This window comes from Seohaeicola sp. 4SK31, assembly GCF_028802875.1.
Taxonomy (GTDB): Bacteria; Pseudomonadota; Alphaproteobacteria; order Rhodobacterales; family Rhodobacteraceae; genus Seohaeicola.
On record NZ_JARAMP010000019.1, the window covers coordinates 64,406 to 83,870 of the forward strand.

The following is a 19,465-nucleotide window of genomic DNA, read 5'->3' on the forward strand; positions in this document are numbered from 1 at the left end:
GGATGCAAGATCAGCCGTTCACGCTGTCTTTCAGCGCCTTGGCGATGGTCATCTTGACGACCTTGTCGGCGTCCTTCTGCATCTGCTCGCCGGTGGCGGGGTTGCGCACCATGCGCGACGGACGCTCGCGGCAGTAGATCTTGCCGATACCCGGCAGGGTCACGGCACCGCCGGCACCCACTTCACGGGTGATGATCGCAACAACGGCGTCCAGTGCGCTGCCTGCGGTTTTCTTGTCTGCGCCCATTTCATCGGCCAGAGCGGCAACAAGCTGGGTCTTGGTCATCGGTTTTGCCATTTCTTGGTCTCCTTCAACTGCCCGATCTGTTGGGGCTCATTTGCTAGATTTAACTGTATCTCGTGTCTAAACACAACGAATAGTGGCTCAACACAAGATGAAAACGTGCGGAAAGTGGCATTTTTCGCTGCTCCGGCGGTATTTCGCACCCTTTACAGGAAGGCCGTCTCCTCAAAACTCCTTAGTTTCCGGCTGTGGATACGCGCAAGCGGCATGTCCCGCAAGCGTTCCATTGCACGAATTCCGATCATCAGATGGCGGGCCACCTGCGTTTTATAGAAATCCGAGGCCATGCCGGGCAGCTTCAACTCGCCATGGAGTGGCTTGTCCGAGACGCAAAGCAGCGTTCCGTACGGCACCCGAAACCGGAACCCGTTGGCCGCGATCGTGGCACTTTCCATGTCCAGCGCAACGGCGCGGCTCTGGCTCAGGCGTTGCACCGGGCCGGTCTGGTCGCGCAATTCCCAGTTGCGATTGTCAACTGACGCGACGGTTCCGGTCCGCATGATCCGCTTGAGGTCATAATCCTCAAGCTGCGTTTCCTCTGCGACGGCCTGTTGCAAGGCGATCTGGATTTCCGCCAAGGCCGGAATCGGCACCCAGACGGGCAGATCGTCGTCCAGAACCTTGTCCTCGCGCAGATAGGCATGGGCCAGCACGAAATCCCCAAGGCTTTGGGAATTTCGCAAACCGGCACAATGGCCAACCATGATCCAGGCATGCGGGCGCAGCACGGCGATATGATCGGTCGCCGTCTTGGCGTTGGACGGACCCACTCCGATATTGACCAGAGTGATCCCCGAACCATCCGCCCGCTTCAGGTGATAGGCCGGCATCTGCGGCACCTTGTCGACAAGGGACAGCGGTGTTTCCGGATCAGTGATCTCTACATTTCCGGTGCTGACGAAGCTGACATAGCCACTGTCTTTTTCAGCAAGAACCTGTCGGGCATATGCCTCGAACTCCGAGACATAGAACTGATAGTTGGTGAAAAGGACGTGGTTCTGGAAATGGACGGGGTCGGTCGCCGTGTAATGGGCCAACCGCGCCAACGAATAATCCACGCGCTGCGCTGTAAAAGCAGCCAGCGGCTCTGTCCCGTCGGGGGGCAGTTTGAATGTGCCGTTGACGATGTCATCGTTCATTGTGTTCAGGTCAGGCACATCAAACACATCACGAAGAGTGAAAGTCGCCGCCCCTTCCTGAGGAACGGTCATGCCGGGATCATTGGCAACCGCGAAATGCACCGGGATTGGGGTCTCGGACAGTCCGATCTGCACGGGCACCTCGTGGTTCAGGATCAACAAACCGATCTGCTGTTCCAGATAGTTCCGGAACAGGTCTGGCCGGGTGATCGTCGTCGCATGCGTGCCGGGACGCGAGACATGTCCAAAACTCAGGCGGCTGTCCACCTTGGCATGACTTGTCGTGGTGATCCTGATCTCGGGATAGAAGGCACGGTAGCGACAGTCCGGATGGCCGCTCTGCATGGTTTGCGCGAAATGTTCACAAAGAAAACCGGTCGCGCCCTCATACAGCAGAACAAGACGCGCGACGGCCGCTTTGGGGTCGGTGAAAAACTCGGGTCCCGGTTGGTCGGGTGACATCACCTGAAGGTCGTTCTGGTTAGGCCGCATCGGGTGTCCTGTGTGAAGCGCCCTAGATCCGGGCTATGTTTGCGCATCACGTTGACACCCTGCCGGGCCGGGATCAAGCTGCGACCGGGCGTCAGGCAGGACCACCACGATTTTCAGAGGGCGCAATGGATTTTGACAGCGTCACAGCACCAGAATTCGGACGCAGTCTGACAGGGTTCGGGCTCAACCTCCTTGTCCGGGATGTGCTGCGCCATGCGGCCTTTCTGGAACAGGTGTTCGGCATGCAGGCGCATCGTGTCAACCGCGATTTTGCGATCCTCGTCTATCAGGAGCAGGTTCTCCAACTACATGCGGATGGCACGTACCATGCCAATCCGATGTTGTCCCTGCTGCCGGAAGCCGGACCGCGCGGTGCCGGGGCAGAGCTGCGCCTGTTCGGGTCCGACCCGGATCAGGCGGCACGACTGGCGACAGAGCTGGGTGGACAGATCCTGCAACACCCATCGAACAAGCCGCACGGGCTGCGAGAGGCGTTCATTCTTGATCCTGATGGCTATGTCTGGGTGCCATCCGTGCCATTGCCTGAATGATCAGGCGGCGTCGAAATCCAGAACCAGCCGGTCACTTGTGGGTCTCGCCTGGCAGGCCAGCGTGAAGCCAGCCTCCAACTCCCAAGGCTCCAGCGAATAGTTCACCGCCATCTCGGCGCTGCCCTCGGCCACTTTGCAGCGGCAGGTGCAACACATGCCACCCTTGCAGGAATAGGGCAGTTCCAGCCCCTGCCGCTCGGCAGCAGCAACGACATTGTCATCGCCCGCCTCGACGGTGAACTGTTTGCGCGCGCCATCCAGAACCACCTCGACGGTGACACCATGGGCGGCGGCGGCCTCTGCTGCCGCTGATCGAGGGGCGCGCTGCACTTCCCCTGCCTGGAAGAAGCGTTCAAAATGCACGCGTTCTTTCGGAATGCCATGCCCCTCAAGCATCGCGGCGACATCGTCGATCATGTCACCCGGACCGCAGATGAATACCCCATCGGCGCCCCTAAGATCGACAGCACCGGCTCGCGCCAAAGCCGCGATCTTGTCGCCCGTGATCCGGCCGTTCAGCAACGCGACATCCTGCGGTTCGCGGCTGAGGATATGGATCAGCGTGAAACGATCCACGTAGCGGTCCTTCAACCCCTCCAGCGCCTCGCGGAACATGATCGACCCGGTATTGCGGTTGCCATAGATCAGCGTGACCTCAGCCCCCCGCGCCAGCGCATCCGCCGCCATCGCCACCATAGGCGTGACGCCAGATCCTGCAGCAATCAGCACCAGACGGTCCTCGGTCTTGCACGTAAAACGCCCCTCCGGCGGCATCACCTGAAGGCTCTGCCCGGACGTGAGGGCTTGGGCAAAGCTTGAGAATGCGCCCCCTTCCACATGCTTGACGCCGACGGTCAGCGGCTTACCCGGCAAACTGGCGATGGAATAAGAACGCCGGATATCCTGCCCATCAACAGTGGCGCGCAGGGTCAAATACTGACCCGGCACCCAAGCGAAGGCGTCGATCAGCGCATCGGGCACATCAAAGGAAATCGCCACAGAATCCGGTGTTTCGCGGCGCACCTCGCGGATGGTCAGGTCGTGGAACATAGGCGTGGTCCTTTGTGTCGTCAGATGCATTTGAAATAGTCGAAAGGTTCGGCACAAGCGCAGCAGCGGTAATGCGCCTTGCAAGCGGTCGATCCGAACTCGCTCAGCTTTTCGGTATTCGTGCTGCCGCATTTGGGGCAGGCCACCGTCACCTCACCGAACAAGGATCGGATCGACCCAGAGGATTTCGCGGGCGGCGCAATCCCGTATTCGCGCAGTTTTTCACGCCCTTCGTCCGTGATCCAGTCGGTCGTCCAGGGTGGCGTCAGCACACGTTCGATCCGCGCGTCAAACCCCGCGTCCCGCAAAGCGGCCTCGACCGCCAGTTCAATCGCCAACACGGCGGGACAGCCAGAATAGGTCGGAGTGACACCGGCCACGGCCACCCCATCCTCGACCCTGACCCAGCGCAGGATGCCCAGATCGGCCACGGTCACGCAGGGCACTTCGGGGTCTGGCACGGCTGCTGCCGCGTCCCAGGCCGCCTCGGCGCTGCCCTGCCAGCAAACGCTCACCAGCGCGCCCCGGGATAAGCGCGGTGCACCACCTGCATCTCGGCCAACAGATGGCCCAGCGTTTCGTTGTGGATACCCTGCCGCCCGCCGCGCTGCGCATAAGCGGCACTCGGCTGTTCCAGCAACGCCGCGGCAAAGACATCAGCCACGGTGCGGTCCCATGCGGCGCGCATATCGGCCCTTACGGGTAGAATCCCAGCCGCCTCGGCCTCCTGCGCAGCGTCGGAGCTTTCGAACAGCTCATCCACATAGATGTGCAGCCCTTCGACCGCGTCGCGCATCCGCGCGGCGCTTTCTGCGGTGCCATCGCCCAGCCGGATCACCCATTCGCCTGCATGACGGATGTGATAGGCCATTTCCTTTTCTGCCTTGCCCGCGACACCGCGCACCACCTCGTCTGTGCTGGTAAGCGCCGCCAGCCAATAGGGGCGCATGAAGGCCGCGAAATAAAGTTGCCGCAGCATCGTGTGGGCGAAATCCTCATTCGGGCGCTCGACCAACAGACAATTGCGATACTCCCGCTCGCCGCGCAGATAGGCAAGATCATCCTCGGACCGGCCCTTGCCTTCCAGCTTGCCAGCTTGGTCATACAGCGTGCGCGCCGTCCCGATCAGATCCAAACCCATGTTTGGCATGGCCAGATCTTCTTCCAGCATCGGCGCATGACCGCACCATTCTGACAGGCGGTGGCCAAGGATCAGGTGATCATCAGCCAGTTCAAGCAATGCTTCGAATACGGCCATCACATATGCCCCACTTCGTCGGGGATCTCGTAAAAGGTCGGATGGCGATAGATCTTGTCCGCCGTCGGCTCGAAATTCTCGGCCGTCTGGTCGGGGTCAGAGGCCGTGATCGCCGCCGATGGCACAACCCAGATCGAGTTCCCCTCGCCGCGCCGCGTATACACATCGCGCGCCGCTTGCAGCGCCATCACCTCATCCGAGGCATGCAGACTGCCGACATGCTTATGCGCCAGACCATTGCGCGGACGGATGAACACTTCCCAAAGCGGTGTTGTCGCGGTCATCGCCTTCTCCTTCATTGTTCTGAAAATACTCCGGGGGTCCGGGGGCAGCGCCCCCGGCCTGACCGGCGTCTACTCGGCTGCGATCTTGCGCGCGCGGCGCTTCTCGGCATGGGCAAGGGCCGCTTCGCGCACCCAGGCGCCATCATCCCAGGCTTTCTTGCGGGCCTTGATCCGGTCCTTGGCCATCGGCCCATGACCCTTGACCACGCGCCAGAACTCGTCCCAGTCGATGGGGCCGTGATCGTAGCCGCCCTTGTCCTCGTTCCATTTCAGGTCCGGGTCGGGTATCGTAAGGCCAAGGTATTCCGCCTGCGGCACTGTCGCGTCGATGAATTTCTGGCGCAGCTCGTCATTGGTGAAACGCTTGATCTTCCACGCCATGGATTGATCCGAATGCTGGCTGTCGGCATCATGCGGGCCGAACATCATCAGCGACGGCCACCACCAACGGTTCAGGCTGTCCTGCGCCATCGCCTTTTGTTCAGGGGTGCCCTGTGCCAGGGTCATCACGATTTCGTAACCCTGACGCTGGTGAAAACTCTCTTCCTTGCAGACCCGAATCATGGCGCGGGCATAGGGGCCAAAGGAACAACGGCAGAGCGGGATCTGGTTCATGATCGCCGCGCCATCGACTAGCCAGCCGATCGTTCCCATGTCCGCCCAACTCAGCGTGGGGTAGTTGAAGATCGACGAGTACTTGGCCTTGCCGGACAGCAACTCCTCGGTCATCTCCTCTCGGCTGACGCCCAGTGTTTCGGCGGCAGAGTAAAGATAGAGACCATGGCCACCTTCGTCCTGCACCTTGGCCAACAGGGCGGCCTTGCGGCGCAGGCTGGGCGCGCGGGTGATCCAGTTGCCCTCGGGCAGCATCCCCACGATCTCGGAATGGGCGTGCTGGCCGATCTGGCGGACCAGCGTGCGACGATACCCTTCGGGCATCTCGTCCTTGGGTTCGATTTTTTCCTCGGCATCAATGCGCTTCTGGAAGCGGGCCAGAAATTCGGGCGTTTCCTCGGTCCTGTTGTCGGCACCGATCAGTCCTTGAGAGTACATGGAAGGCTCCTCCGTTCGCTTCACATGTTATAAGTTACAAAAACAGAATATCAAAGCGTTTTTTGTAACACTTGCTTTCCACAAGATGCAGACACATTTATCGCGGATGGACAAAACACTGCTTTCCTTTGGACATGGTTACTCGGCCCGTGCTCTTGCGCGGCGGCTGCTGCCGCAGGGCTGGACCGTGTTTGGCACGACCCGTAACCCCGACAAGGCGCGCGCCTTGAAGGCCGAAGGGATCACCCCGATTCTCTGGCCGAATGGTGATTTGCGCAGCGCTCTTTCGAAGGCCAGTCATATTCTGACCTCCGCAGGCCCGGAAGCCGAGGGCGATCCGGTGCTGGCGCTACTGCGCGACCAGATCAGCCGCGCCGCACCCCGTCTGACATGGGTTGGCTATCTGTCCACGACCGGCGTTTATGGCGATCACGCCGGCGATTGGGTGGATGAGGAAACGCCCCTGACCCCATCGACCAAACGCGGCCTGATGCGGCTTGAGGCCGAACAGGCATGGCAATCCATTCCCGGGTTGCCGCTGCACATCTTTCGGCTTGCGGGGATCTATGGCCCGGGTCGAGGCCCGTTCGAGAAGGTCCGCAACGGAACCGCCCGGCGGATCATCAAACCTGGTCAGGTGTTCAGCCGGATCCATGTGGATGACATCGCGCAGGTTCTGGAAGCCTCGATCAAAAAGCCCAACCCCGGCCGTGCCTATAACCTCTGCGACGATGATCCTGCCCCACCGCAGGACGTGATCGGCTATGCCGCTGAACTGCTGGGCCTGCCCCTGCCACCGGAAGTGCCCTTCGACCAAGCGGAACTGACTCCGATGGCCCGCAGCTTTTATGCCGAAAGCAAAAGGGTGCGGAACGACCGGATCAAGACTGAACTTGGCGTGAGTTTGATCCACCCTGATTATCGCCACGGCCTGCCCGCCCTTCTGTCCGAGGAAAATGCGTGAACTCGCTTTCGCCACTGACGCCAGCACCCGATGACACTGTGACCGCCGTTCCGCTGTCGCTGACCGGATTGCTCGCGGCGATCCGTCCCCAAGATCATGAGGACGCGGTGACACTGGGAGAAATCCTGTCGCGCATCGGTCAGCGATCTTTTGCGGCCACGTTGATGGTAATCGGATTGCTGATGGTATCGCCCCTGTCTGCCATCCCGTTCCTGCCTTCGTTGGTGGCCATCGTGATCCTGCTGATTGCGGGGCAGGCCATCATTGGACGTCATCACCTGTGGCTTCCCGAGTTTCTGACCCGGCGCCGGATCTCGGCTGAAAAACTGCGGCGGGCGCTTGATACCTTGACCCGGCCTGCGGCATGGATCGACGCGCATCGTAGCGGGCGGTGGGTGATCCTCACACAATGGCCGATCTCGTCCCTGGCCTATGTTGTGATCATCGTCATCGCCTTGACTTGGCCGCCGCTCTCCTTCGTGCCCTTCTCGACCACGCTCAGCGCAGTGGGCATGTCGCTGTTGGCCGCCGGACAGACCCTGAAGGACGGCATCTTCGTTTTGCTGGGCTATGCCTATCTTGCACTGCTTGTGACGGGGGTCAGCGTGGCGGTCGCCGGCGTGCTCTGAACGGGTCAGCCGCGACGTGCCAGCACCTCGACCCCCAGCACGTGCAGAACCTTTGCCTCGATATCGGCGGCGTTCAATCCAGCGGTGGCATACATGTCCTCTGGGCTGGACTGGTCAATGAATGTATCCGGCAGAACCATCGACCGGAAACGCAATCCCGTGTCGAAGACGCCTTCATCCGCCAAAAGCTGCGCCACATGGCTCCCGAAACCGCCGACCGCGCCCTCTTCGATCGTGATCAGCGCCTCGTGATCTGCTGCCAGTTGCAGGATCAGGTCGCGGTCCAGCGGCTTCGCAAAGCGGGCATCGGCCACAGTAGGCGTGATGCCCCGCGCGGACAGAGCCTCGCAGGCGGTCATCACCTCGGAGAGACGGGTGCCGAAAGACAGGATTGCCACGCGCTTGCCTTGCTGGATCATGCGGCCCTTGCCGATCTCCAGCGGCTCGCCCCGTTCCGGCATGGTTACGCCTGTGCCGTCGCCGCGCGGAAAGCGGAAGGCTATGGGGCCATCGTCATGCGCGGCGGCGGTCGCGACCATATGGACCAGTTCCGCCTCATCCGCAGCCGCCATTACGACGAATCCCGGTAGATTAGATAGAAACGCCACATCAAAAGCCCCGGCATGCGTGGCTCCGTCGGCGCCCACCAGACCCGCCCGGTCGATGGCAAATCGCACAGGAAGCCGCTGGATCGCCACATCATGCACAACCTGATCGTAACCGCGTTGCAGGAAAGTGGAATACATCGCACAGAAGGGGCGCATTCCCCCCGCGGCCAATGCGGCCGAGAATGTCACGCCGTGCTGTTCCGCGATTCCCACATCGAAGCACCGCGAGGAGTAACGTTCGGCGAACAGGTTCAGCCCGGTGCCATCGGGCATGGCCGCCGTGACCGCACAAATCCGGCTGTCGCGCGACGCCTGATCCAGCAAAGCCCGTGCGAACACCGAGGTGTAGCTGGGTGCGTTCGATGGTGTCTTCTTCTGCTCGCCGGTCAGCACATCGAACTTGGCAGTGGCGTGACCTTTATCCCGCGCCGCTTCAGCCGGGGCATAGCCTTTGCCCTTCTTGGTAATCACATGGATCAGCATCGGCCCGGTCGCGCGCGCCTTGACCGTCCGCAGCACAGGCAGAAGCTGGTCCAGATCATGCCCGTCGATGGGGCCGACATAGGAAAAGCCCAGCGCCTCGAACAAGGTGCCCCCGACGGCAAACCCCTTGAGAAGATCCTTGGCACGTTTCGCACCGTCACGGAACGGTGGCGGCAAGAGGCTTACCGCGCCCTTGGCGGCGGCCTTGAATTCCTGAAACGGTTCGCCTGCGTAAAGACGGCTGAGATAGGATGACAACGCGCCGACGGGCGGGGCAATCGACATCTCGTTATCGTTCAGGATCACGAAGAGCCGCTTTTTCAGGTGGCCCGCATTGTTCATCGCCTCAAAGGCCATGCCCGCCGACATCGACCCGTCACCGATCACGGCAATCGCATCGCCCAACCCGCTGTCGATACTGCCACCCAGATCACGCGCCACCGCAAAGCCAAGCGCCGCGCTGATCGAGGTGGAGCTGTGGGCCGCTCCAAAGGGATCGAAGGGGGATTCGCTACGCTTGGTGAAACCGGACAGCCCACCCTTCTGACGCAGAGTACGGATGCGGTCGCGCCGTCCGGTCAGGATCTTGTGCGGATAGCATTGATGCCCGACATCCCAGATCAGCTTGTCGCGCGGTGTGTCGAACACAGCATGAAGCGCCACAGTCAGTTCAACCACACCCAGCCCCGCGCCCAGATGGCCGCCGGTGACGGACACGGCCGACACAGTCTCGGCGCGCAATTCGTCTGCGATCTGATGCAACTCGGCATCCGAAAACTGCTTGAGGTCGGATGGCAGGTTCACCTGATCCAGCAGGGGAGTATGGGGTCTGTCGGTCATCTTTGACCCCTCCGGGGGTGTCACGTCTCAGCTGTCGCGCGAGATAACGAAGCGCGCCGCATCCCGCAAGTTTTCCGCACTGACGCCGTAAGGGTCCAGCGCGACAATCGCCTCATCCACCAAGGCCTGCGCACGGGCCTTTGCTCCGTCCAGCCCCAGAAGCGAGACGAACGTTGCCTTGCCGGCCTCGGCATCCTTGTGCAGGCGCTTGCCTGCGGCACCCTCGTCTCCGGTGACATCAAGAATGTCGTCGGCAATCTGGAACGCAAGGCCAAGGGCCTGCGCATAGTGCCGCAGCGGTCTTGGATCGGCCCGCGCCATCAGCGGTCCTGCCGTGGCGGACCATCGGATCAGCGCCCCTGTCTTGCCGTCCTGCAAGGCGATGATCTGATCCAGCGTCAACGGTGTTTCAGCGGTCTCGGCGGCAATATCCAGAGCTTGCCCCAGCACCATACCCTGCGCTCCCGCCGACTGTGCCATGGTCAACACAAGATCGGCGCGCACAGCCGCATCGGGGTGGCAGTCCGCGCGGGCCAGACATTCGAAAGCCAGTGTTTGCAGAGCATCGCCCGTCAGAACGGCTGTTCCCTCGTCCCATGTCACATGCACTGTGGGGCGCCCCCGGCGCAGGTCGTCATCATCCATACAGGGCAGATCATCATGGACAAGGCTATAGGCGTGGATCATCTCGATCGCCGCCGCAGGCCATATCGCATGGGCCGCGTCCACCCCGTGGAGCCGGGCGCTTTCCATGACCAGAAAGGCGCGCAGACGTTTACCCCCCTGACAGGTATAGCGCATGGCATCCGCAATCTGACCCTCCAGCGGGGCCATGACGGCATCCAGATGCGCCTGCACCTGTGTTGCCACCTCATCCAGTCTGGCGCGGAACACTTACAGACCTTCGACCGGCTTCACGCCTACAGGCTGGCCGTCGCCATCCAGTGTGATCGCGGCGACCTTCTCCTCGGCTTCCTTGAGCTTGGCCTCGCAGCGCTTCTTCAGTTCCGCACCACGCTCATAGAGTTTGATGGACTGTTCCAGCGCCACGTCGCCACGTTCAAGCTGGCCGACCACGGTCTCCAACTCCTTCATCGCCTCTTCGAAGCTCATCTCGGATACGGGCCGTTCGGTCATGCAATCCTCGCTCTGTCTGCTTGCCAGGACCATAGCGACGCGCCGGGGCCTGTTCAACCGCGCAGCATGGCGTCCGGGCCCATGATTGCCGTTGACCGTCAATGGGCTTCCCAGCATCTTCGGGTCATGCATCACCTGACCCCAAAAGCACGACAGGACCCGACCGCCGCCACTGCGGCGCAACAGTATCTGGCGGCTCTTTTAGCGGCTGATCCTGTTCTGGCGGGCAGTGCTGCGGCGCAGGTATTGCGTCTGGTGCCCGGACGGCGGGCGATTCTGTCCGGGCAGTTCAACGGTCAACCCGCCGTGTTCCGCCTGTCGCTGCATCCCGAGGAAACCAAGGCTTTTGCCACCGCATGGCAGGAGCTGACACGCGCCCACGCCCATATGTCCGATGGCACGCATCGCACTGTCACGCCTCTGGCGCTGGCAGCAGAGGGTCAGGTCATGGTGCTGGAACAGGCGCCGGGCACGCCGCTTCTGGATCTGCTCTGGTCGCTGGAGCCTGAAGTGCGAACAAGGCAGATGCAGCCCGCCGCCATCTGGCTGCGCCGCTACACCGCCCCGACCGAGGCGATGACGCCAATCAATCGTGGCCCGTGGCGCAACTGGGCCGAGGCTGCGCTGGCCAAGCAGACACATGTCCCGCTGCTCGCTGTCGAGACGCAGGTGTTTCAGAAGATGAAGCACCTTTCGCGGCAGCTTCGGGACTATACGGACTGGCGCACGGCCATCTGCCATGGGGATTTCCACCCCAACAACCTGATCGTCGCGGGGGATCGCCTGACCGGGATCGACCTTGGTGGGTCGAACCGTACGCCCATTTACCGCGACATGGCACGGTTCCTGACCCATATGGCGCGGCGCGGGATGGTTCCATCAGGCCAGCGCCGATTTGGTGTGGATGCCGTGGCCTTTGATGCCTTTGTCAACGCTTTCGATCTCTCACCGGCTGAGGCGACGCTGCATCTGCCCTACTTGATCTGCTACGAAACTCTGGTCCGCGTCGAGCATCCCGATATGCCCGCCGCCCGTATCAGGCACGGGGTCGCTTTGGCGGAAACGCTTCTTGAGGATCTGCGGCAGGTCGTGTGACCCTGATCAGGCGCTGTGCTCCATCAACACCTCGACATGGGCCGCGACCGAGGCTGCCAGCGCGTCAAGATCATAGCCCCCTTCAAGCACCGACACGAGCCGCCCTTGGCACATCTCATCCGCAAGATCGCACAACCGCGCCGTCAACCAAGCGAAATCCGCGGTCTCCCAGCGCAACTGTGCCAAAGGGTCGGCGCGATGCGCGTCAAATCCCGCCGAGACAAGGATCAGATCGGGCTTGAGCGCCCGCAAGATCGGAAAGACGCGCCCTTCATAGGCGGCGCGCATCGTTGCACCTCCGCTGTCGGGCTCCAGCGGGATGTTGAAGATCGTATCATGGGCGCCCCGCTCGTGTTCCGCGCCAGTGCCCGGCCAGAGTGGCGACTGATGCGACGAGAAAAACACGGCGCGCGGCTCATCCCACAACAGATCCTGCGTGCCGTTGCCGTGATGCACATCGAAATCCACAACGGCGACGCGCGCGAGACCGTGATGATCCAGAGCATGTTTCGCGGCGATTGCAACCGTGCCAAACAGGCAAAAGCCCATCGGTGTCTCACGTTCCGCATGATGTCCCGGCGGGCGCGCCGCGACGAAGGCGTTGCCAACCTCTCCCCCCACGACGGCATCAACAGCCGCAATGGCACCGCCCACGGCGTGGCGCGCGGCGGCGACAGAGCCGGGGGACATATGCGTGTCGGCATCCAGTTGTCGCCAGCCCGTTGCAGGTTCTGCTGCCACGATCCGGTCGATATAGGCTTGCGGATGACAACGCCGCAGCGCCACATCATCAGCGGCTGGTGCCTCTGCCCGCGCGAGGGTCGAAAAACGAGCGTCGGCCAAGGCGCGCTCGACATAGGCGATCCGCGCCACCTGTTCGGGATGGCCCGGCGGGGTGACATGCCCCGCGAACGCCGGATGTGTCCAAAGTCCCGTTGTCATCGCCCGCAGCGTCCTTTCATCGTTCTGCAAATACTCAAGAGCTACAGATCCTGTGGATCAATCCGGTGCCAGCATATATCCAGCCCCACGCACGGTCTGAAGATAGCGGGGTTGTTTCGGATCAGCCTCGATCTTGCGGCGCAGGCGGGTGATCTGCACATCCACGGCGCGTTCCTGGGCTTGATCGCGGTCTCGCCCCAGATCCTCGACCAGTTGCATGCGGCTGACGGCTTCGCCGGGTCGGGACGAGAAAATCCGCATCAGCTGCGCCTCGGTCGCAGTCAGACGGATCAGGCTTTCGCCTTGCCACATCTCGCCGCGCTCGATGTCATAGCGCACGGCCCCCATCTGCAACACCTTGGGCGCAGTGTTTACGGGCGCGGCCTCTGGCATGCGGCGCAGGATGGCATTGATCCGCAACAGCAGTTCTTTCGGCTCGAAAGGCTTGGCCAGATAGTCATCCGCACCCGCTTCAAGCCCGGTGATGCGATCTGCCGTTTCACCCTTCGCCGTCAACAGCAGGATAGGGGTCTGCATTCTTTCACGCAGAGACCGGGTCAGGCTGACGCCATCCTCGCCCGGCATCATCACGTCCAGAACGATCAGGTCGAACTCAAGCCCGGACAGGATACGCCGCGCATGGGAGGCATCACGCGCTGCCGAAACCATGAAACCCTGTCGCATCAGGAATTTCTGCAACAGACTGCGAATTCTTTCGTCATCATCGACGATCAGCAGATGGGCGTCCTGACGACTCATGTCCCACTATCCTTCAAGACCTGATACTTTCGCCGCAGATCGTTATCCATCATGGCCTCAAGCACTTGCCGGAACCCTGCCACCGCCTGCGGGCCTGCAGCGCGATAGGCCGCGCGCATCCGGGCGCGCTGGGCGTCGGACAGTTTGCGCTCCAGCGCCTCACCCGCCTCGGTCAGATACAGATGCCGTTCGCGCTTGTCGGATTTGCCTACCTTGCTCTCGACCAGTCCGTCCTCGACCAAGGTTCTCAAGACGCGATTCAACGACTGCTTCGTGACACCCAGAAGGATCAGCAGATTGTTCACTGTTGTCCCCGGCGCACGGTTGATGAAATGGATGGCCCTGTGATGGGCGCGACCATAAGCCATGCCTGCAAGGATCCGATCAGGGTCGGCGGTAAATCCGCGATAGGCAAAGAACATTGCCTCGATCCCCTGCCGAAGTTGTTCGTCCGTGAGAAACAGAAGAGATTCACCGCCCGGCGCGTCTGACATCATGCCTTCCCCCTTCGGTTCGGTATGGTAATGTTGCGTAATCCGCCACAGCCCGGGTTATCAGACTGCCCGCTATTAGGGCAGTTTAAGTCAGTCTTGTTGACATTCCAAGACGTAACTGGTAGCGAATCGCAGTTTCCGCGCAACTTTATGTCCGAACCGGACATTTTTGGCGCAACAAACGCAAAGGGCGCAAGGTAGGGGAATGAAGCATGGCTGGCTATGACGACCGCGACGGCAAGATCTGGATGGATGGCAAACTTGTGGACTGGCGGTCGGCCAATGTGCACATCCTGACCCATGCGATGCACTATGCCAGCTCGGTTTTCGAGGGGGAGCGGTGCTACAATGGCAAGATCTTCAAAAGCCGCGAGCATTCCGAACGGTTGCACTATTCTGCAAGCTGTCTTGATTTCGAGATCCCCTTTTCGGTGGACGAGATCGAGGCCGCCAAGAAAGCCACGCTCGAAGCAAACGGCCTGACCGATGCCTATGTGCGCCCGCTGGCCTGGCGCGGTGCTGGCGAGGATATGGGCGTGTCCTCCGCACGCAACCCGGTCCATCTGGCCATCGCTGTCTGGGGCTGGGGCAACTATTATGGCGACGCCAAGATGAAGGGTGCGAAACTCGACATCTCGAAATGGAAGCGCCCCTCGCCCGAGACGATCCCCGTCCATGCCAAGGCAGCGGGCCTCTACATGATCTGCACCACGTCCAAGCACGCCGCCGAGGCCAAAGGCTGCTCGGACGCGCTGTTCATGGATTACCGCGGCTATGTCGCCGAGGCGACGGGGGCCAATATCTTCTTCGTCAAGGATGGCGAGGTGCATACCCCGCTGGCCGATTGCTTCCTGAACGGCCTGACGCGGCAGACCGTGATCGGGATGCTCAAGGAAAAGGGCATCACCGTGCATGAGCGCCACATCATGCCCGAGGAGATGGAAGGTTTCCAGCAGTGCTGGTTGACCGGCACAGCCGCTGAGGTGACACCCGTGGGGCAGATCGGAACCTACAACTTCGAAGTGGGTGCCCTGACCCGCGACATCGCGGAAAGCTATGAAAAACTGGTCCGCAGTTGAACATTGGACGATCTTCTAAAGTAGGGCCGCCACTGGGCGGCCCTTTTCGTTTCAAAAGTCGACGCCACGCTGCGCCTTGATCCCGGCCTGATAGGGGTGCTTGACCTCGCGCATTTCGCTGACCAGATCGGCGTAGTCGCAGACAGCCTGCGGCGCATCGCGCCCGGTCAGGATGACACCGCAACGCGGGTGCCGCGCCTCCAACCCCTTGATGACGGACTCGGCTGTCAAGTAATTATAGCGTAAAGCGATATTGATCTCGTCCAGAACGACCAGATCGAAATCGCCGCTTTCCATCATCTCACGCGCCTTGCCAAAGGCGGCCTCGGCAGCCGCAACATCTCGGTCGCGGTCCTGCGTGTCCCAAGTGAACCCTTCGCCCATCGTATGCCAGGTGACGCCGCCCAGCCGGTCGAAAAACTGCTTCTCGCCAGTGATCCATGTGCCTTTGATGAATTGCACCACGCCCACGGCTTGCCCCCAGCCCAGCGCCCGGATCACCACCCCGAAGGCCGAGGATGACTTGCCCTTGCCGTCCCCCGTATGCACAAGCACCAGACCACGCTCAGGATTGCCCGCTTCCGCGATCTTCGCGCGCTGCGCCTGTTGCAGCGCCTTCATTTCCGCCTTGTGTTTTTCCGCGTCAGACATGATCTGCAAATTCCCTGCTTCTTCTTGCCGCAAATATCCGGTTCTGCCTGGCCGGCTGCGCAGCGGTCAGCGAGGTTTCATCGCCCGTTGCAACTTTGCCATGCCACCGATCCAGCGGTCATAGTTCTCGACCTTGGCGCGCATATACTCTGCCACGGCGGGATGAGGAAGGATCGCGAAGCGCTCGGCGCGGATACCCTCGACCGCGGCATCGGCCACGACCTCGGCGCTCAGCACCCCATCGCCCAGTTGCGGGCCTTCGGGGATACCGTCCAGCATCGGTGTGGCCACGCCCTGCGGGCAAAGCATGGACACGCGGATGCCGTCGTCACGATGTCCGATGGCAAGGCTTTCGGCAAAGCCTACGGCGGCGTGTTTGGTTGTGGAATAGACTGCCGACCCTACCTGCGACAAAAGCCCCGCAGCCGAAATCGTGTGCAGGAAATAACCACCGCCCCGCGCTTTCATCCGGGGGATCAGAATCCGCGCTGCATGGACATGCGCCATCACATTCACCGCCCAGGCCCGATCCCAGACCGCCGGATCCGCAAAGGCGATATTCTCGAATGTCGTGTCCATGCCCGTCGCAATCCCCGCGTTCGAGCACATTATGTCAACAGGGCCGTGCGCGGCCTCGACATGGTCGATCAGCGCGGCGATCTGTCCCGGATCAGAGACGTCGCAGATCATCGCTTCATCGATGCCCGGAGGGGTCACGGTAGGCAAACGCAAATCGGCGGTGATGACCCGCGCAGCGCCAGCAGCCTTCAAAGCCTGCGCCAACGCCAACCCAATTCCCTGTGCGCCGCCCGTGACAAGGGCGACCTTTCCTGCGATCTCCATGATGTCAGCCCGGACTCATCCCGCGCAGACGCTCGGATCGGCGGCGCAGCAGCTCCACCGTCGTCAGCAACGCAATCGAGATGACAACGAGGATTGTCGCAACGGCCAGAATCGTGGGGCTGATCTGTTCACGCAGTCCGATGAACATCTGCCATGGAAGCGTTTTCTGTCCGGCAGAGCCGACCAGCAACACAACGACCACCTCGTCGAACGAGGTGATGAAGGCAAACAGCCCGCCGGAAATGACCCCCGGTAGGATCAGCGGCATCTGCACCCGGAAGAAGGTCGTTACCGGATCGGCCCCCATGTTCGCAGCTGCCCGCGTCAACGAGTTATCGAAACTGGACAGCGTGGCCGTCACCGTGATGATGACAAAGGGAATGCCCAGTGCGGCATGGGCCAGAACAACGCCAGCAAAAGTGCCTTGCAAACCCAACTCGCTGTAACCAAAGGGGCGTGAGTAGAAAAAGAACATACCTGCAGAGGTGATGATCAGCGGCACGATCATCGGCGAAATCAGCAGCGCCGTGATCTGTTTGCGAAACGGCACATGCGGCTGCGTCAGGCCAATGGCTGCCAGCGTACCCAGTGATACCGCCAGAAGCGTCGCCAGAGGCGCAATGATCAGCGAATTGGTAAATGCCTGTAGCCAAGAGTAGTCGCCATTCGCGCCCAAAAAGTCCTGATAGTGTTTGAGCGAATATCCCTCAGGGTCCAGCCGCAACATGGCCGGCGTGAAGGTGAAGAAGTTCTCGGCGTTGAAGGACAGAGGGATGATGATCAGGATCGGGAAGATCAGGTAGAAGAATACCAATCCACAAAGCACGCGAAACGTATAGAACCAGATCCTTTGTCCGGTCGTGGCATAGGGTGGAAGTTTGGATGCCATGTTCTTACCCCAGCTTCACATTGTCGACGCCGACAAGCTTGTCGTAGACGTAATAAAGGATCAGGACGACCACCAGCATCAAGGTTCCAAGGGCCGCTGCCAGACCCCAGTTGCCGGATACGGCAAACTGGAAGTAGATCCGGTTCGAGATGAATGTTCCGTCAGCGCCACCCACCAGTTCCGGTGTGATGAAGTAGCCTACGGCGAGGATGAAAACCAAAAGCGCCCCTGCCCCGATCCCGGCGGTGGTCTGCGGGAAATAGACCCTCCAGAAAGCCGTCCAGTTCGACGCGCCCAGAGACTTGGCGGCGCGCAGATAGGACGGAGGGATGGTCTTCATGACCGAGTAAAGCGGAAGGATCATGAACGGCAGCAGGATATGCGTCATCGCGATGATAACGCCCAACTGGTTGTTGATCAGGGACAAACGCTCGGTAAAGCCCAGCGCGATCCAGAAATTGTTGATCACACCCTGTTCCTGCAGAAGGATCTTCCACGCTGATGTTCGAACCAGAAGAGAGGTCCAGAAAGGCAACAACACAAGGATCAGAAGCAGGTTGGACGTCCTGAGGGGCAGATCCGCCAGCAACCAGGCCACGGGATAGCCCAGCGCCAAAGTGCAGAAGGTAATGAGAAGGCTGAGGCCCAGAGTGCGCAACATCAGCTTCTGATAGATCCGCTGATCCGGCTCTTTCATCGAGATCCCGTCGACCCCGCGTTGCGCATCAAAGGCAGCAAGGAAATAGCTGCTGGTATAGTAACCTGAATTGGCCTTGATCGCTGCCCAGTATTCTATGTTACCCCAGCCACTGTCGATGTCGAGGAACTTTTCCTTGAAGGGGCCATCCGTCTCGATGTCCCAACTGGATGCGGGACGTCCTGATTTGCGAAACAGCGACGAAATGCCCGGCGCCTCATAGTTGAAGCGGCGGCCAAGTTGCGTGTGGGACTTGCTTTCGAAGGCAGTCGCCATGTCGATGGCCATGGCACGATAGACATCCTCGGGCGGGGCCTCACCGGACGCAGGGTCCCAAGACTCAATGGCTACAACGACATTGGGCATGAGGTCGGGGATATAGTCCGTGCCGGCCGTATTCTGAACCGAGCGCATCAGCATGGATCCGATCGGCGCAACAAAGGTGACAAGCACGAAGACAAGAAGCGGAGCAATCAGGATCAATGCCCGAATCTTCTGCCGGCGAAGGGCCAGATTCAGGCTCTGTTTCAGCGGTTTTCCGTCAGCGGACAGAACCGGGCCGTCAAGCGTGGCGTCAGACATGTGTTACCCCGTCGGTATGAGTGGCACCTGTTGTCCGATGCCTTGCTTGGCCTTGGTGAAACCGACCTGTCGTCGGCTTGGCGAAGGCCCCGCGCAGATGACCTGCGCGGGAAGCGGGAGAGGGCCTATGGCCCGCTCCCTCGGTTCTTGCGATTACTGCAGCAGCCATGCCTGGAACTGTGCATCCAGATCATCGCGATAGCTGGCCCACCATTCAAAGTTGAACAGGAAGGTGTTGACCGCATTGGCCGGATCGGTCGGCATGTGCGGAGCCATTTCGACGCCCAGATCAGCATGCTGTCCCACCAAAGGCGCAGAAGAGGCGCGTGCCGGACCATAGGAGATATATGCCGCCTGATCCGCCAGACGCTGCGTGTCGGTCGCGAACATCACGAAATCCATCACGCGCGCCAGACGATCTTCGGGCAGACCGGCGGGAATGATCCAGCCGTCCAGATCGAACATCTGCCAATCCCACAGCATCCCGATGGGCTGGTTCTGCTCGACAATGGCCGAGAACAGACGACATGGTGTGATTGCGGCGGTCGCTCTCCAGTGGCGAACGAGGTCCGGTATGTTGGCCTCATGTATATAAGGCGTGAGGAGAACGACCTATGGAACATTATGCTGGTTTGGATGTGT

Annotated in this window: 22 protein-coding genes and 1 pseudogene; 5 read left to right on the forward strand and 18 right to left on the reverse strand. The window is 60.9% G+C overall.

All coding sequences use genetic code 11. The features are described 5' to 3' along the window. Positions 1 to 10: 10 nt before the first annotated feature. Together PVW27_RS15760 and PVW27_RS15765 are read right to left on the reverse strand one after the other, a co-directional pair. Positions 11 to 298, reverse strand: coding sequence for an HU family DNA-binding protein (locus tag PVW27_RS15760; protein WP_068288221.1), 288 nt, complete (start codon positions 296 to 298; stop codon positions 11 to 13). Between the two features lie 152 nt (positions 299 to 450). Then, the gene (locus PVW27_RS15765; RefSeq protein ID WP_274559367.1) at positions 451 to 1,935 is read right to left on the reverse strand and encodes an AMP nucleosidase; all 1,485 of its coding nucleotides are present in this window, start codon (positions 1,933 to 1,935) and stop codon (positions 451 to 453) included. 125 nt (positions 1,936 to 2,060) lie between these two features. Between PVW27_RS15765 and PVW27_RS15770 the strand changes: the two genes are divergently transcribed. After that, entirely contained in the window at positions 2,061 to 2,486 is a 426-nt protein-coding gene (locus PVW27_RS15770) for a VOC family protein (protein ID WP_274559369.1), read from the forward strand. Here PVW27_RS15770 and PVW27_RS15775 read toward each other — a convergent pair whose 3' ends face one another. The 5 genes from PVW27_RS15775 to paaA form a co-directional block, all read right to left on the reverse strand. Beyond that, the gene (locus PVW27_RS15775; protein ID WP_274559371.1) at positions 2,487 to 3,536 is read right to left on the reverse strand and encodes a 2Fe-2S iron-sulfur cluster-binding protein; all 1,050 of its coding nucleotides are present in this window, start codon (positions 3,534 to 3,536) and stop codon (positions 2,487 to 2,489) included. Between the two features lie 20 nt (positions 3,537 to 3,556). Then, positions 3,557 to 4,051, reverse strand: coding sequence for a 1,2-phenylacetyl-CoA epoxidase subunit PaaD (gene paaD, locus PVW27_RS15780; RefSeq protein WP_274559373.1), 495 nt, complete (start codon positions 4,049 to 4,051; stop codon positions 3,557 to 3,559). Next, positions 4,048 to 4,794, reverse strand: coding sequence for a 1,2-phenylacetyl-CoA epoxidase subunit PaaC (paaC, locus tag PVW27_RS15785; protein ID WP_274559375.1), 747 nt, complete (start codon positions 4,792 to 4,794; stop codon positions 4,048 to 4,050). Before paaC ends, paaD begins: the two co-directional genes overlap by 4 nt. Beyond that, a complete protein-coding gene (gene paaB / locus PVW27_RS15790; protein ID WP_274559377.1) occupies positions 4,794 to 5,078 on the reverse strand; it encodes a 1,2-phenylacetyl-CoA epoxidase subunit PaaB in 285 nt (94 codons plus the stop codon). Before paaB ends, paaC begins: the two co-directional genes overlap by 1 nt. Before the next feature lie 69 nt (positions 5,079 to 5,147). Beyond that, positions 5,148 to 6,131 carry a 1,2-phenylacetyl-CoA epoxidase subunit PaaA gene (gene paaA, locus PVW27_RS15795; protein ID WP_274559379.1) on the reverse strand — a complete coding sequence of 328 codons (984 nt, stop codon included), beginning with the start codon at positions 6,129 to 6,131 and terminating at the stop codon, positions 5,148 to 5,150. A gap of 106 nt (positions 6,132 to 6,237) precedes the next feature. Here paaA and PVW27_RS15800 point away from each other — a divergent pair, with 106 nt between their 5' ends. Next, positions 6,238 to 7,095, forward strand: a complete 858-nt coding sequence (locus PVW27_RS15800) for an SDR family oxidoreductase (protein ID WP_274559381.1) — start codon at positions 6,238 to 6,240, stop codon at positions 7,093 to 7,095. Next, positions 7,092 to 7,724, forward strand: a complete 633-nt coding sequence (locus PVW27_RS15805; RefSeq protein WP_274559383.1) for an exopolysaccharide biosynthesis protein — start codon at positions 7,092 to 7,094, stop codon at positions 7,722 to 7,724. Before PVW27_RS15800 ends, PVW27_RS15805 begins: the two co-directional genes overlap by 4 nt. A 5-nt stretch (positions 7,725 to 7,729) precedes the next feature. On the opposite strand, the gene dxs is transcribed toward PVW27_RS15805, so the two are convergent. From dxs to PVW27_RS15820, 3 genes are read right to left on the reverse strand one after another with little or no spacing between them, the layout of a single operon-like run. Beyond that, positions 7,730 to 9,655, reverse strand: coding sequence for a 1-deoxy-D-xylulose-5-phosphate synthase (gene dxs, locus PVW27_RS15810; RefSeq protein WP_274559385.1), 1,926 nt, complete (start codon positions 9,653 to 9,655; stop codon positions 7,730 to 7,732). 27 nt (positions 9,656 to 9,682) lie between these two features. Continuing rightward, on the reverse strand, positions 9,683 to 10,549 hold the full coding sequence (locus PVW27_RS15815; RefSeq protein WP_338019962.1) for a polyprenyl synthetase family protein: 867 nt from the start codon (positions 10,547 to 10,549) through the stop codon (positions 9,683 to 9,685). Then, positions 10,550 to 10,792 carry an exodeoxyribonuclease VII small subunit gene (locus PVW27_RS15820; protein WP_274559386.1) on the reverse strand — a complete coding sequence of 81 codons (243 nt, stop codon included), beginning with the start codon at positions 10,790 to 10,792 and terminating at the stop codon, positions 10,550 to 10,552. 126 nt (positions 10,793 to 10,918) lie between these two features. On the opposite strand from PVW27_RS15820, the gene PVW27_RS15825 reads away from it, so the two are divergent. Continuing rightward, positions 10,919 to 11,887, forward strand: a complete 969-nt coding sequence (locus PVW27_RS15825; protein WP_274559388.1) for a phosphotransferase — start codon at positions 10,919 to 10,921, stop codon at positions 11,885 to 11,887. Between the two features lie 6 nt (positions 11,888 to 11,893). Here PVW27_RS15825 and PVW27_RS15830 read toward each other — a convergent pair whose 3' ends face one another. The 3 genes from PVW27_RS15830 to PVW27_RS15840 are packed head-to-tail and all read right to left on the reverse strand — an operon-like array spanning position 11,894 to position 14,082. Continuing rightward, positions 11,894 to 12,829, reverse strand: a complete 936-nt coding sequence (locus PVW27_RS15830) for a histone deacetylase family protein (RefSeq protein WP_274559390.1) — start codon at positions 12,827 to 12,829, stop codon at positions 11,894 to 11,896. Positions 12,830 to 12,886: 57 nt separating this feature from the next. Continuing rightward, entirely contained in the window at positions 12,887 to 13,588 is a 702-nt protein-coding gene (locus tag PVW27_RS15835) for a response regulator (protein ID WP_274559392.1), read from the reverse strand. After that, a complete protein-coding gene (locus tag PVW27_RS15840; protein ID WP_274559413.1) occupies positions 13,585 to 14,082 on the reverse strand; it encodes a MarR family winged helix-turn-helix transcriptional regulator in 498 nt (165 codons plus the stop codon). The genes PVW27_RS15835 and PVW27_RS15840 overlap by 4 nt, the downstream gene beginning before the upstream one ends. Positions 14,083 to 14,294: 212 nt before the next feature. On the opposite strand from PVW27_RS15840, the gene PVW27_RS15845 reads away from it, so the two are divergent. Next, on the forward strand, positions 14,295 to 15,161 hold the full coding sequence (locus PVW27_RS15845) for a branched-chain amino acid aminotransferase (RefSeq protein ID WP_274559393.1): 867 nt from the start codon (positions 14,295 to 14,297) through the stop codon (positions 15,159 to 15,161). Positions 15,162 to 15,212: 51 nt separating this feature from the next. Here the strand turns inward: PVW27_RS15845 and cobO are convergent, their stop codons facing one another. From cobO to PVW27_RS15870, 5 genes and pseudogenes are all read right to left on the reverse strand, one after another. Then, positions 15,213 to 15,812: a cob(I)yrinic acid a,c-diamide adenosyltransferase gene (gene cobO, locus PVW27_RS15850; RefSeq protein ID WP_274559395.1), complete on the reverse strand. Its 600-nt coding sequence runs from the start codon at positions 15,810 to 15,812 to the stop codon at positions 15,213 to 15,215. Positions 15,813 to 15,878: 66 nt separating this feature from the next. Next, the gene (locus PVW27_RS15855; protein WP_274559397.1) at positions 15,879 to 16,655 is read right to left on the reverse strand and encodes an SDR family NAD(P)-dependent oxidoreductase; all 777 of its coding nucleotides are present in this window, start codon (positions 16,653 to 16,655) and stop codon (positions 15,879 to 15,881) included. Between the two features lie 4 nt (positions 16,656 to 16,659). Continuing rightward, positions 16,660 to 17,532, reverse strand: a pseudogene (locus tag PVW27_RS15860) (ABC transporter permease); the annotation flags it as partial. A gap of 16 nt (positions 17,533 to 17,548) precedes the next feature. Then, positions 17,549 to 18,823, reverse strand: coding sequence for an ABC transporter permease (locus tag PVW27_RS15865; protein ID WP_274559399.1), 1,275 nt, complete (start codon positions 18,821 to 18,823; stop codon positions 17,549 to 17,551). Between the two features lie 153 nt (positions 18,824 to 18,976). Further along, positions 18,977 to 19,414: an extracellular solute-binding protein gene (locus tag PVW27_RS15870; RefSeq protein ID WP_338019963.1), complete on the reverse strand. Its 438-nt coding sequence runs from the start codon at positions 19,412 to 19,414 to the stop codon at positions 18,977 to 18,979. Between the last annotated feature and the right edge of the window lie 51 nt (positions 19,415 to 19,465).

Bases quoted from the DNA above. Each gene is read 5' to 3' on its own strand.
- PVW27_RS15855 (WP_274559397.1), bottom strand. From the start codon at position 16,655: ATGGAGATCGCAGGAAAGGTCGCCCTTGTCACGGGCGGCGCACAGGGA.
- PVW27_RS15775 (WP_274559371.1), bottom strand. From the start codon at position 3,536: ATGTTCCACGACCTGACCATCCGCGAGGTGCGCCGCGAAACACCGGAT.
- dxs (WP_274559385.1), bottom strand. From the start codon at position 9,655: ATGACCGACAGACCCCATACTCCCCTGCTGGATCAGGTGAACCTGCCA.
- PVW27_RS15820 (WP_274559386.1), bottom strand. From the start codon at position 10,792: ATGACCGAACGGCCCGTATCCGAGATGAGCTTCGAAGAGGCGATGAAG.
- paaC (WP_274559375.1), bottom strand. From the start codon at position 4,794: ATGGCCGTATTCGAAGCATTGCTTGAACTGGCTGATGATCACCTGATC.
- PVW27_RS15770 (WP_274559369.1), top strand. From the start codon at position 2,061: ATGGATTTTGACAGCGTCACAGCACCAGAATTCGGACGCAGTCTGACA.
- PVW27_RS15840 (WP_274559413.1), bottom strand. From the start codon at position 14,082: ATGTCAGACGCGCCGGGCGGTGAATCTCTTCTGTTTCTCACGGACGAA.
- PVW27_RS15835 (WP_274559392.1), bottom strand. From the start codon at position 13,588: ATGAGTCGTCAGGACGCCCATCTGCTGATCGTCGATGATGACGAAAGA.
- PVW27_RS15765 (WP_274559367.1), bottom strand. From the start codon at position 1,935: ATGCGGCCTAACCAGAACGACCTTCAGGTGATGTCACCCGACCAACCG.
- PVW27_RS15760 (WP_068288221.1), bottom strand. From the start codon at position 298: ATGGCAAAACCGATGACCAAGACCCAGCTTGTTGCCGCTCTGGCCGAT.
- PVW27_RS15800 (WP_274559381.1), top strand. From the start codon at position 6,238: ATGGACAAAACACTGCTTTCCTTTGGACATGGTTACTCGGCCCGTGCT.
- PVW27_RS15830 (WP_274559390.1), bottom strand. From the start codon at position 12,829: ATGACAACGGGACTTTGGACACATCCGGCGTTCGCGGGGCATGTCACC.
- paaA (WP_274559379.1), bottom strand. From the start codon at position 6,131: ATGTACTCTCAAGGACTGATCGGTGCCGACAACAGGACCGAGGAAACG.
- paaB (WP_274559377.1), bottom strand. From the start codon at position 5,078: ATGACCGCGACAACACCGCTTTGGGAAGTGTTCATCCGTCCGCGCAAT.
- PVW27_RS15825 (WP_274559388.1), top strand. From the start codon at position 10,919: ATGCATCACCTGACCCCAAAAGCACGACAGGACCCGACCGCCGCCACT.
- PVW27_RS15845 (WP_274559393.1), top strand. From the start codon at position 14,295: ATGGCTGGCTATGACGACCGCGACGGCAAGATCTGGATGGATGGCAAA.
- cobO (WP_274559395.1), bottom strand. From the start codon at position 15,812: ATGTCTGACGCGGAAAAACACAAGGCGGAAATGAAGGCGCTGCAACAG.
- PVW27_RS15865 (WP_274559399.1), bottom strand. From the start codon at position 18,823: ATGTCTGACGCCACGCTTGACGGCCCGGTTCTGTCCGCTGACGGAAAA.